Annotated in this window: 9 protein-coding genes; 1 reads left to right on the top strand and 8 read right to left on the bottom strand. The window is 63.7% G+C overall.

Going from position 1 to position 11,977, the window contains the following annotated elements; genetic code table 11:
* The 3 genes from K8I61_04070 to K8I61_04060 all read right to left on the bottom strand — a co-directional run.
* On the bottom strand, positions 1 to 407 hold a 407-nt coding region (locus tag K8I61_04070), incomplete at its 3' end, for an NFACT family protein (GenBank protein ID MBZ0271187.1).
* 199 nt (positions 408 to 606) lie between these two features.
* Complete coding sequence (locus tag K8I61_04065) at positions 607 to 1,377, bottom strand: metallophosphoesterase (protein ID MBZ0271186.1); 771 nt, start codon at positions 1,375 to 1,377, stop codon at positions 607 to 609.
* Positions 1,378 to 3,306 (bottom strand): AMP-binding protein, encoded by a 1,929-nt coding sequence (locus tag K8I61_04060; protein MBZ0271185.1) that lies wholly within the window; start codon positions 3,304 to 3,306, stop codon positions 1,378 to 1,380. It lies immediately after the preceding gene.
* A gap of 127 nt (positions 3,307 to 3,433) precedes the next feature.
* On the opposite strand from K8I61_04060, the gene icd reads away from it, so the two are divergent.
* Positions 3,434 to 4,645, top strand: coding sequence for an isocitrate dehydrogenase (NADP(+)) (gene icd / locus K8I61_04055; GenBank protein MBZ0271184.1), 1,212 nt, complete (start codon positions 3,434 to 3,436; stop codon positions 4,643 to 4,645).
* A gap of 170 nt (positions 4,646 to 4,815) precedes the next feature.
* On the opposite strand, the gene K8I61_04050 is transcribed toward icd, so the two are convergent.
* From K8I61_04050 to K8I61_04030, 5 genes are all read right to left on the bottom strand, one after another.
* Positions 4,816 to 6,213: a putative Ig domain-containing protein gene (locus K8I61_04050; GenBank protein ID MBZ0271183.1), complete on the bottom strand. Its 1,398-nt coding sequence runs from the start codon at positions 6,211 to 6,213 to the stop codon at positions 4,816 to 4,818.
* Between the two features lie 192 nt (positions 6,214 to 6,405).
* Entirely contained in the window at positions 6,406 to 8,391 is a 1,986-nt protein-coding gene (locus K8I61_04045) for a hypothetical protein (protein ID MBZ0271182.1), read from the bottom strand.
* Positions 8,392 to 8,560: 169 nt separating this feature from the next.
* On the bottom strand, positions 8,561 to 8,872 hold the full coding sequence (locus K8I61_04040) for a hypothetical protein (GenBank protein MBZ0271181.1): 312 nt from the start codon (positions 8,870 to 8,872) through the stop codon (positions 8,561 to 8,563).
* 189 nt (positions 8,873 to 9,061) lie between these two features.
* A complete protein-coding gene (locus K8I61_04035) occupies positions 9,062 to 10,468 on the bottom strand; it encodes a B12-binding domain-containing radical SAM protein (protein MBZ0271180.1) in 1,407 nt (468 codons plus the stop codon).
* 25 nt (positions 10,469 to 10,493) lie between these two features.
* Positions 10,494 to 11,885, bottom strand: a complete 1,392-nt coding sequence (locus tag K8I61_04030) for a B12-binding domain-containing radical SAM protein (GenBank protein MBZ0271179.1) — start codon at positions 11,883 to 11,885, stop codon at positions 10,494 to 10,496.
* Positions 11,886 to 11,977: the final 92 nt, after the last annotated feature.

Here is an 11,977-nt window from a genome sequence, read left to right as displayed (position 1 = left end):
CGCAGCGAGCCGAGCACGCGGTCGTTTTCGTCGAGCAAGAGAATGTCGCCCTGTCGCCCGAACAGTTCGGCTACGATCGCGCGCTTTCCGTCCGACGTGACGGCGTCGATGCGCGCAACGCGGTCGCCCGGAACGCTCGTCACATCGGCGATACCGCCGCCTTGCGCGTATTTGCGAACGAGAGCGCAAAAAGCGGGCAATTCCGGCGGGGATTCGGGCGTGTCTTCCGCGAGCGCGACGTACGAAAGCCCCGGCCGCGCGCTGACGATGATGTACACCGTGCGGCCGGGCACGCGCGTTTCGAGCACGATCGTGTGTGCGTCGGGCTGGCGGATTTTTTGCAGTCGCCCGCCGGTGACGATGTCGCGCAGGTCGGCGGCGATGCGCGCGATTTCGGCGGCGTTCATGGACATGGCGAACGAGGATTGAGGATTGAGGATCGAGGATCGAGCCGCGCGCCGACGTCCGCGTTCGCATGATCGTGGTTCCCGAGAACGGCGGCGTTCAGAGACATGGACAATGCCGGGGCGTGGCCGACCGCGCACTCCCGCCGCCCCGCTTCACGCGGGCCGGCGTTCGTTTGCGGCCCTGACATCGCCGAACGCGTCACCACGAAAACCCGGTGACTTTGCGTTCGTCGCGGAAGCACCCGAGATTGACGCATGACGTTTCGCCGATCGTCAGCGATTTTGCGATCGGCACGTGGACGTGCCCGAAGTGCACGGTCCGTGGCTGATGTTCCACGATGTATTGGAGCAGCGAGGGACTTCCGCCCTCGTCACGGCCGGCGGCGGTGTCGAACGACAGCTCGCGCACGGCCGGCGGCGAATGCACGAACAGATGATCGACGGGTCCCAGCAACGCGAGCCGGCGCGCGAACTCATCCTCCGTTACCTCGCCGGGCATGCCGAACGAATACGTCATCTTGGGGTGCCCGGAGACGAACCCGCAGCGGCGCCCGTCGAAATCGAACGCCTGCTGCTCGGCGATGTAGTGCTGCCGCGCGCGCAGGCGCCCGGCGAGCAGCGGCGGAAAATCCACGTTGCCGTGGATGATGTACGCCTCGCACGGGAGCTTCGAAAACAGCTCGTCGTAATACTTGTCGGCAAGCTCGGCGACGCGCGCGAAAAAATTGTCGATGCTCTTCGAGGTCTTCGACATCAGCGCCCTGGCCTCGTCGAGCTTTTGCTCGCCGATGAGTTTGACCGACGCACGGATGATCTCCCTGGGCACGATCTCGGCGAGGATTCCGGACTGGTCCTTGTAGTCGATGACGTTGATGAAATCGCCGAGCAGGAACGCGGTATCGCCGGGTTCGAGCGCCTCGGCGAGCGCGTCGTATGCGCCGTGAATATCGCTGGCGAGTTTGACGCGCACTCAGGTCGCCCGGCGAATACCCTCGAGCGCATCGGGATTCGCGCACGACGCGGTGTCGCCCGGATCCTCGCCGAGCCAGATCTTCCTGATCGTGCCGCGCAGGATCTTCGCGGATCGCGTCTTGGGAAGATCGTCGACGAAACGAAGCTCCTTGGGACGCACCGTCTTTCCGAGATGATGCACGACGAGCTTCGCCAGCTCCGCGCGCAGCTCCTCGCTCGGCGTCTTTCCCGGCGCGAGCACCACGAAGCATCCGACATCCTCGCCCTTGAGCTCGTCGGGGATGCCGATCGCCGCGGCCTCCATCACGTCCGGATGCTCGATGAGCGCGGCTTCGATCTCCGCGGGGCCCATGCGTTTTCCGGCGACCTTGATCGTGTCGTCCGACCGCCCGCGCAGATACCAGAAGCCATCCTCGTCGATTTCGGCCCAATCGCCGTGAAACCACACGCCGTCAAAGCGCGAGAAATAGGTATCGAGATAGCGCTGTTTGTCGTTCAGGAACCCGCGCGTCATCGACGGCGCGGGCTGCTTGCACACCAGGTGCCCGATGCCCTTCGTTATCGAACGGCCCTCCTCGTCGAACGCGTCCACGTCCATGCCGAGCGCCGGGCCGACGAGCGTGCACGGGGTCAAAGGCGTAATCGGGTTCGGCGACAGGTGGCAGCCGACGATCTCCGTGCCGCCGGAGATGTTGACGATCGGCACGCGGCCGCCGCCGACCTTTTCGAAAAGCCACATATACGATTCCGGATCCCACGGCTCGCCGGTGGACCCAAAATATTTGAGCGTCGAGAGGTCGTGGTTTTTCACATACGATTCGTCGGACTGCATCAAGAGCCGGATCGCCGTCGGCGAGACACCCAGGTGCGTCACCTGGTGCCGCTCCACGATTTGCCACAAGCGGCCGGGGTCCGGGTAGTTCGGCACGCCCTCGAAGATCAGGTAGTGCGCGCCGAAGTGCTGCACGCCCATCATCTCCCACGGGCCCATCATCCAGCCGATATCCGTCACCCAGAAAAAATTCGAGTCCGGCTTCACGTCGAAGGCGTAACCCAGTTCCTTCGTGGTCTGCGCGATGCATCCGCCGTGCGTGTGAACGGTGCCCTTCGGCTTGCCCGTCGTGCCGGAGGTGTAAACGACAAGCGCCACATCTTCCGAATCGCAGATTTCCGTGTTCGCCGCCGCCGGCTGATCGGCGATGAAATCCGCGTACCAGACATCGCGGCCGTCGGTCCACGGCACGTCCACGTTCGCGCGCTTTTGCACGACGACGCGCTCGATATCTGTAGCGATCGCGCACGCGGCGTCGGCCTCGTACTTGATCGCCACGGGCTTGCCGCGGCGAAACGATCCGTCCGCGGTGAAAAGCAGGCGCGCCTTCGCGTCCTGCATCCGCACGGCCAGGGCCGTGGCGCCGAATCCGGAAAACACCGGCACCGCGACCGCGCCGATCTTGAGGATGGCGAAATACGCGGCCATCAGCTCAAGCGTCATCGGCATGTAGAGCCCGACGGCCTCGCCCTTTTCGATGCCGAACGCGCGCATGGCGTTCGCAAGGCGGCAGACTTCTTCGTTCAAGCGCGCGTAGGTCCACATCGTGGGCTCGCGGTCGTCCGATATATGCGTGACGCACGGCTTGTCCCCGCGCCCGTCGCGGATGTGCTTGTCGATCGCGTTCAGGACGATGTTCGTTTTGCCGCCGACAAACCACGTGGCGATCGGAAAGCCGCCCTCGCGCGTCTTCGTGTACGGCGTGTACCACTCGACGCCAAGGTCCTTGAGCGCGACGTCCCAGAAGCGCGACGTGTCCGCGACGGACCACGCGTGCAACTCGCGGTAGTTGTTCGCGCCCGCGATTTTGCAAAGCCGCGCGATGTTCGACGCGGTGAGATATTCTCCCGACGGTCTCCAGATAACTCTGGCCATGTTGCCCCCTCGCGCGGGTCGGCGCTTGACCCGGCTCATGTTGCGCAATCGACCTCGATAATGTACACGAAGCTCCGCTTTTGGACCAAGAATCGCGTCTTTCGAACGCTCCCCAGGAGAGATCATCATGGCCGAGAAAATCACGGTAAAGGACGGCAGGCTCGCCGTCCCCGCAACCCCCATCATTCCGTTTATCGAAGGCGACGGCATCGGCGTGGACATCACCTACGCCATGAAGCTCGTCGTTGACGCCGCGGTGAAAAAGGCCTTTGACGGCACGCGCGCCATCGAGTGGCTCGAGATCCTCGCCGGCGAAAAGGCCTTCAAGGCTACCGGCGAATGGCTTCCGAGGGCGACGACCGACGCCATCAACGAACACGTCGTCTCGATCAAGGGCCCGCTGACCACGCCGGTCGGCGGCGGCATCCGCAGCCTGAACGTGTCGCTGCGCCAGATCCTCGATCTGTACGCGTGCGTCCGCCCGGTGCGCTATTACCAAGGCACGCCGAGCCCCGTGGCGTCCCCCGGCAGCCTCGACGTCGTCATCTACCGCGAGAACACGGAAGACGTTTACGCGGGCATCGAATACGAGGAAGGCACGAAGGAAGCCGCGCAGCTCATCGAGTTCCTGAACGGCACCTACGGCACGAAGATCCGCAAGGATTCCGGCATCGGCATCAAGCCGATGTCGATCTTCGGCACGCGGCGCCTTGTGAAAAAGGCGATCCAGCACGCCGTGGACAAGGGCCGCAAGTCGGTCACGTTCGTTCACAAGGGCAACATCATGAAGTTCACCGAGGGCGCGTTCCGCCAGTGGGGCTACGACGAAGCCCAGGAGAACTTCGGCGCGCTGACGATCACCGAGGACCAGCTCTGGGCGGACTTCGGCGGCAAGCAGCCCGAGGGCAAGGTCGTCATCAAGGACCGGATCGCCGACAGCATGTTCCAGCAGGTGCTCACGCGGGCGGACGAATACGACGTGCTCGCCACGCCGAACCTGAACGGCGACTACCTCTCCGACGCTTGCGCCGCGCAGGTCGGCGGCCTCGGTATGGCGCCGGGCGCGAACATGGCCGACCACGTCGCCCTCTTCGAGGCGACGCACGGCACCGCGCCGAAGTACGCCGGCAAGGACAAGGTCAATCCGGGCAGTCTCATCCTGTCCGCGTGCATGATGCTCGAATACATGGGCTGGGATAAGGCGTCGGGCCTCATCAAGCAGGGCATCGAGCGCTCGATCCTGGAGAAGGTCGTCACCTACGACCTCGCCCGCCAGCTCGACGGCGCGACCGAGGTGAGCTGCTCCGCGTTCGGCGAGCAGATTGTCAAAAACATGTAACACCAATTGGGAATGGCGAATGCGGAATGCGGAATGAATCGCACGCTGCATGCCCCCAACGACGAACCGCGACCGTGAGGGAGCGGGTCATTTGAGATGTCAACGGGCGGCCCTGTTCTCGAAGCAGGGTCGCCCGTTTTTCGTTCGCCTTTCCGTCTTTCAGCCTCTATTCAACAGCCGCAGCAGCCATCGTCGTCGTCATCGTCATCGTCGTCGGCCGCGTCATCGTCATCGTCATCGTCATCGGCCGCGTCATCGTCATCGTCCGCGTCATCGTCATCGGCCGCGTCATCGTCGTCCGCATCATCGTCGTCCGCATCATCGTCGTCCGCGTCGTCGTCGTCCGCGCCGGTCACGGTCACGATGAACGACTGCGAGTCGGTGCCACCGTCGCCGTCATCAACTTCGACGGTGACGTCGTAACCGTCCGGCACGACGCCCGTCGTGTCCCACTCGATTTCGCCGGTATCGGCGTCGACCGTCATGCCGGTCGGGCTCACGGTGAGCGAATAGGCCAATTCGTCGAAGACGTCGGCGTCGGCCGCGTCCACGTCGTAAACGTACATGTCACCCTCGGCCACGGTTGTCACCGCCGTGGAGGTGATTTCAGGATCATCATTGGCGAGTTTGTTGCGATAGGTCTCCATGTTCGGTCCCGACGCATCGATTCCGCCGCCGACAAATACGTAATTTCCCCACAGCGCCGCGAACGGACCGCCGAGCGCTTCTGGTAAGGCTTCGAAGCTCGACCAGGTCCCCTTGGCGTTTTCGAAGGACTGAACGTTCGTCGTGTGATCCGTCCAGCTTGCGAACCGTCCTCCAAAAATGTACGCCGCTCCGTGGAAATCAACGCACCCCGCGTCCCAATACGCGACCGCCTGCACCGGCGTGAGATCCGCCCAGGTGTCGCCGGAAATGTCATAGAGCTGAGGCGTCGCGGAAGGCGGGCTGAACATCAGGCTCGTGGTGCCGCCGGCCAACATGACGTCTCCGCCCGTCAATGTCGCGCAGCCGAACGCAACGACGCTGTTCCCGGCAACGCCGTTTGTCTCGAACGTATCCAGCGCGGGGTCGTAGATCGTCGTCGCCTCGCCCATGCCGGCCGTGTAGATGCGGGCGGACGCCGGGTCAAAAATCGCCGCGCGTGATTCCGCGTTGGTCAATGCGGGAAGCGCCTCGAGCGTGGTCCAGTCCGAAGGTCCCTTCGCGAGCGGATCGAACGAATAGACGGTTGTGATCGGTGCGCCGTTGTTGACGGCGCTCATGATGTAAATCACTTCATCGACAACGGCGCCACGAAGCCGGGCAGGCGCGATCGGCGCGTCGGGCAGGGTATCCCACGTGTTGCCGAGGATGTCGTACACCCGGACTTTCGGGCTGAAGACGAAGCCGTCATCGTCAAATCCGCCGATCACGTAGATCTCGTCCCCGATGACGAACGCCTGGTTCGTTGCCGCGGGAAGGTCGGGAATGATCGAGCTGGTGTCGACCCAGGCCGCGTAAGCCGGCGGCATCGCCATGAACCCCATGACAAACGCGAGCGTCAACGCCGATAACAACGTTCTCATGTCTCACCTCCGATGGAATTGTGGAAAATCAAGTCCTTATGCCGTGCAACGACACGGTCGCGATCGATCGCGAAAGCTGCGTCAGGATATCACTTTCGCGGCAGCCCGGCGGTTTTTTTTCGGCGGACTCTATCGGGATCGATTCTGACCGCCGGCGGCTTGGACATCGCAAACGGCGCCCAATCCTTTCGGCTACGCCGCGTCCGCCTCCGCGGGCTCGATCGCTTCGGTTTCGTCCGGGGCGGGAGGCGGCGCCGTCTCGGCGGATTTCGCCTCGAGCGTCGGCGGCGCGGGGACCGTTTTTTCCGGCTCGCGCCCGGCGGGGAAAAATTTGGCCACGTCGCCGTAACGGCTCGACGGATCGTCGCCCGCCTTGCGCACGAAATCGCGCCACACGCCGGAAAGCGCGCTGATGTTGTGCTGCACGTAGTCGATCTGGATCGGCGGATCGTGGTAGCCGCCCATGAAGCCGCCCGGCGCCTTTTCGGGCGCGGGGAAGAACATCGAATTGACGGTATTGTACTGCGAGCGCAAAAGCACGTTCGCCGCCTGCGCGGCCGCCGTGGCGTATCGCTCGGCGCGCTCCGTTTCGCCGGCGAATCGCGCAAGCCGCGCGAGCGCGTTCAGCGCCTCCACGCGTGACGCGGTCGCGGTCGATGTCGGCTTGCGGTGGAAGGCGCCGAACATATCCGCGCGCTTGGTCTCCACGATCTGGCCGCGCTCCATCGCGTCGCCGATCGTAAACGCATGGGCGAGCAGCGCCGCGTCCTTCGTCACCGGGTATATCTCGTTGGCGGCGATCGACAGCCAGTGGTCGTGGATGATGTCGTCCGCCGTCTTGCCCGCGTCGCGCACCGTGCGCAGATACGCCGCGATACGCGTCGCCGCGTCGATCCACCGCGTGTCGCCGTCGATCTTGTGCAGGCGCACGAGCCCAAGCGCGCACTCGCCGGGGTAATATTGCGAATCGAACGGCTGGTGCACCTTGTCGTCGTAATAGTACTTGCTCGAAAGGCGGCCGTTTTCGTCCAGGTTGAACAGGATGAACCGCGCGAGGGCCTGCATCTTCGGCAGATACGATGCGTCGCCCGTCTGCTCCATGTATTTGGCGAACGCGATGATCGAAAGCCCCGCGCCGCCCGTTTTCGCGACGCGCGCGCCATCGCTTTTTTCGACGAGCGCCAAAAAGTCCGCGCCCGCCGCGCGATCGGAGGGCTTGGGTCCGTCCATCTCCTTTTCGATCCAGCCGAGCGCGGCCTTCACCGCATCGAGCATCGCCGCGTCGCGCGTGATCTCGAAAACCTCGCCCATCGCGTAGGCCGTGCCCGCGTGACGCAGGTGGTTGTAAGCCGCGGAGTCCAGATTGCGCGACGGGTAATAGCGGTAGTTGAAGCGGCCGGTGCGTTTGTCGATGTTGTTTTTCAGCCACTCGCCGCCGGCGATCAGCGCGCGCAGGAGGGAGGCCTCGTCCACCGGCATCTCGAAGAAGTTGACGCCGTAGAGAAGATTCGGCGTCCAGTCCGGCGCCTCGGTGATGCCCGCGGACGTGAAACGCACATACGAGATTTCGGACTTGTCTTGCAGGCTGTCCCGGACGATTTCGCCAATGACGCGGGCGCGCGTCAGGCGCTTCATGCCGGCGGAGTAATAGCGCCCGCCCTCGTCGATCACGTGATACCCCATGATCTCCTGCGGCAGAGCGGCGACGACCGGGTCGGTTTCGAGGATGACCCCCTCGTGCGCGAGGTCATGGCGCCAGCGCGCGCTCATGGTTTTCATCGACGACTCGCTGGTGGAGATGATGACGTCGACGCGCAGCGGAAAGCGCGCGGGGTCGCCTTCCTCATCCAGGCGACGCAGGAGCTTCGCGGCGCGCGACAGCGCGTCCTCGATCGAATCGCCGAAGCCGAAAGCGGTCAGCGCGCGGTCGTTTTCGCGCACGGCGGAGATGAACACGCCGCGCGGCTTTTCGGTATAGACCACCTCATGCAGTTCCGGCTGGCGCTGCCAGACGTCGCCGGCGACCATGGCTCGCGCGGTGGTGAGGATGTGCTGCATGTCCGCGGGCGAAAGCTCGATCGCCGGCAGCAGTTCGTAGTCGGAGAAAGCATATTGTTTCGGCCCCTTTTCGCAACCCGAAACCAGAGCGGCGGCGAGCGCGAAAACGATGGCCCCCATCAGGAATTTTCGCGGATTGGCGTGGGAAACGTGTGGCATAGGCGCGGAATGTAATCAATGAGGAGAAAAGAGGAAAGAGCGGCCACGAGGAAAGAGGAAAGAGGTCATCGCAAGACGAAACCCGATACGTCGGCCCGCCCGGCGAAAGGCGTTGCCGGGGAGCGCCGGATCACGTCGCCCGCGCGCAAGTCCGGGCCGCCTCGGACAACGCGACCGCCTCGGCCGCGGAGACTTTCGCCCGCTTGTAATTGCCGGCGTTGAAAACGTCGCGCGCCTCGGTCGTCTTGATCTGGGCGGCCTCGAATTTCAACGGACAGTTGGTTTTCGCGCCGGCGGCCTCGGCCTCGTCGAAGGCTTTTTGCGCCGCGTCCACGGCCGCCTGAACGTCGAGCTTTTCGTTCGCGCACGCGGTCAGGCCAAGCGCGGCGGCGACGGCGATCGCAGCGACGATCGCGGCAAGGGCGATGACGGAACGATGCATGGCAACCTCCGGATAAGCGGTCCGCGGGCAGCAAGAGTGTAGCGCGATCCGGAGCGCATGAGGACACCGGCCAAACGGCGCCCACGGGCGGATGAGCGGGATAAGCGTGCCGCGTATCAAGCACACTTTTCCCGTACTTCGGCCGGTAAAAAAGTGGCACCCGAACGGGGGCGCCGCCGGTCCTTCGCCCTACCGAAACGCGTTTGCGAGAAGGACCGAGACGCCGGTGAAGATCTTTTTCGCCTCGACCTCCGGGTCGCGCAAGAGGCGCTGGAAGCGCCGGCGAATCGCCCGCGGCGAAAAATAAAACCGCAGCCACGCGTTTTTCAGGACGCGCTTTTGCGTCGCCTGATCCATCTTCGAATGGAATATCTTGGAATCGCTCGTGACGAAAAAGTCTTCCCAACTGCTCGCGAAGATCTCGCCCTTCGACGTCATCTCGTCGTAGAGCGGGCTGCCGGGCATCGGCTTGAAGAGATTGAACGAGGCGAGGTCCGCGTCGAGCTGGGTCGCGAATTTCACGTTCATCTCCGCTTCTTCCTCCCCTTCCCAGGGGAAGCCCAGGATGAAGTTCGCCTTGCACTCGATGCCGTGCTTGCGCGTCAGGCGGCACACCTCCTTGGTACGCTCGATGTCGATGCGCTTTTTGACGCGCTCCTGCGTCTCGGGGACGATCGTCTCCACGCCGTAGATCACGTGGTAGCAGCCCGCGCGCGCCATCAGCTCGAGCAGTTCCTCGTCCACCACGTCCACGCGCGAGAAGCAATTCCACGTGAATTTCAGGCCCTGCCGCAAAATTTCCTCGCACATCACCTTCATGTTGCGCTTGCGGATCGTGGGGCCTTCGTCGAACAGGCGAAAGTCGTTGACGCCATAGCGGCGCTGGCACTCGCGGATTTCGTCGCAGAAGTTTTCCGGCGTGCGATATCGCACGGTGTCGAGAAACACGCTCTTAGAACAGAAGCCGCAGGGGCACGGACACCCGCGCGAGAACAGGATGCCCGTCGTCGGCAGCGAGTGGTAGTTGCCGACATCCGGCACGTAGCGGGTCACCGGGACGGAATCGCGATCCGGAAACGGCAGCGCGTTGAGATCCTTCATCAGCGGGCGTGGCGCGTTAAGACGCACCTCGTCGCCGTCGAGGTAGCCGATGCCGAGGATGTTCGCGATCGAGCCGCCGCGTCCCCATGCGTTCATCAGCTCGGTCAGCGTCTCCTCTCCCTCGCCGTGCACGACGGCGTCGAACACGGGGTATTCGCGAATCGTCTGCTCCGGCAGCGCGGACGGATGAAATCCGCCGAGCACGAGCCTGGCTTTCGGCCATGCCTCGCGCACGCGTTGCGCGATGCGCCCGGCGATCTCCATGTTGGAGGTGTAGGAGGTGATCCCGACGGCCTCGGGCGCATTGCCGTACAGCACGCGGCGAAGCGTATCGCGTGGATTTTTCGTGAGCGTCAGGTCGACGATGTCGGTGCTGTAGCCCTCGCGTTTCAGATACGCGGAGACGGTCATGATCGACATCGGCACCTCGACGCCGGGGAGGTTGAACAGCGTTCCCTCGATGTTCGGCGGCTGAATCAGCAGAAGATCGGACATTACCCCTCCGTGCGGCGCGTCGCCCCTACCACAGGAACGCCTTGCGTACGAACACCTTGGCGAGCCGCGCCATATGCCGCGTCGGCCGCGGCAGCAGGCGCACGAAATTCCACACGCGGCGTGGCGTAAAAAACCGGCGGTACGTGTCGCGGCGAAGCTTGATCACCCATTCGGTCGGAACGTGCGTCAGGTTCACGCGCGACTGCGTGTAGTTGTAGCGGTCGAAGTCGTCGGAGAACTCCACGCCGTCGGCCTTGGCCAAGTCGATGAGCTTGCAGTCCTTGAACGGAATCGCGATGGAAACCGCCAGCGAATGGAGCTTGGATTCGAGCGCAAAACGCATCGTCTCCATCATGTCTTCCTTCGTTTCCGTCGGAAGTCCGAGGATGAACACGCCATGCACCATGACGCCGGCGTCCGCGATCTTGCCGATCATGTGCCTGGTCTTGTCGATGTTCAGATTGCGGTCGATGACCTTCTGCACGCGCGGGCTGCCGGTCTCGATGGCGACCATGCAGCGGTACATGCCGGCTTCCTTGAGCAGCGCGATCGACTCCTCGGTCAGGATGTCCGCACGAAAACCCACGGGGAAGTGGAATTTCAGGTCGAGCTTTTCGTCGATGACGCGCTGGGCGAATTCGTTCACGCGCTTGACCGACAGGTTGAACATGTCATCGACAGGCACGATCTCCCTGACCCCGTAGCGTTCCTTCAGCATGTGCAACTCGCCCATGACGTTGTCGAGGCTCCGCACGCGCCACCGCTTGCCGAGCGTGCGGTGGCAATAGGCGCAGCGATACGGGCAGCCGCGGCTTGTCGTGATGGTGGCGTATTGCTTTTCCGCGTACACCCACGCAATGCGCGGCTTGTCCCAGTACACCGACGGCGGCACGAGGTCGTAGGCGGGGTATTCGAGCGCGTCGAGATCCTGCAACAGCGGGCGCTCGGGCGAAAACATCACGGTGTCGCCGTCGCGGAACGCGAGGCCGGGGATCTCGTGCATTTGCTTGCCGCTTCGCTCGCCGTGGATGAGATCGGCGAACGTCTCCTCCCCCTCGTTCAGGATCACCGCGTCGAGATCGCGGTTTTGCAGCAGCAGATCCTCGCGATACGCGGTGGCGTGCGGGCCGCCGGCGACGATGCGCGCGTTCTTGTTGGCGGCGCGGATACCGTTCGCGAGCTCGTGCATGGCGCGCGAGTCGTAGGTGATCGCGCCGATACCGACATACGGCGTGGGGTTTTTCCGATAGGCGTCCACGACCCTCGGCACGGTCAGGTCGTAGCCCTTCATGTCGTACACGACCGGGTCGATACCGGCGGCGCGCAGGTTCGACGCCAGATACAAGACTCCCAACGGAGGCGCCTTTTCGACGTCCGGATGGAAGATCGACGATTGAATCAGACTGACGTCAGCCATGGTTCCCAAACTTTCGCGCCGGCGCGCCACGCCCGGTTCGCGTCCCGCCGCGAAGGATCGAGCGTAACAAATCCGGCGCGGGCCGCGAAGCG

Source organism: bacterium (assembly GCA_019912885.1).
In the GTDB taxonomy this organism is placed as follows: domain Bacteria; phylum Lernaellota; class Lernaellaia; order JACKCT01; family JACKCT01; genus JAIOHV01.
Note: the sequence above shows the minus strand (reverse complement) of the source record. Positions and strands in the feature narration are given on the sequence as shown.

Bases quoted from the DNA above. Each gene is read 5' to 3' on its own strand.
- K8I61_04060 (MBZ0271185.1), bottom strand. From the start codon at position 3,306: ATGGCCAGAGTTATCTGGAGACCGTCGGGAGAATATCTCACCGCGTCG.
- icd (MBZ0271184.1), top strand. From the start codon at position 3,434: ATGGCCGAGAAAATCACGGTAAAGGACGGCAGGCTCGCCGTCCCCGCA.
- K8I61_04050 (MBZ0271183.1), bottom strand. From the start codon at position 6,213: ATGAGAACGTTGTTATCGGCGTTGACGCTCGCGTTTGTCATGGGGTTC.
- K8I61_04045 (MBZ0271182.1), bottom strand. From the start codon at position 8,391: ATGGGGGCCATCGTTTTCGCGCTCGCCGCCGCTCTGGTTTCGGGTTGC.
- K8I61_04040 (MBZ0271181.1), bottom strand. From the start codon at position 8,872: ATGCATCGTTCCGTCATCGCCCTTGCCGCGATCGTCGCTGCGATCGCC.
- K8I61_04035 (MBZ0271180.1), bottom strand. From the start codon at position 10,468: ATGTCCGATCTTCTGCTGATTCAGCCGCCGAACATCGAGGGAACGCTG.
- K8I61_04030 (MBZ0271179.1), bottom strand. From the start codon at position 11,885: ATGGCTGACGTCAGTCTGATTCAATCGTCGATCTTCCATCCGGACGTC.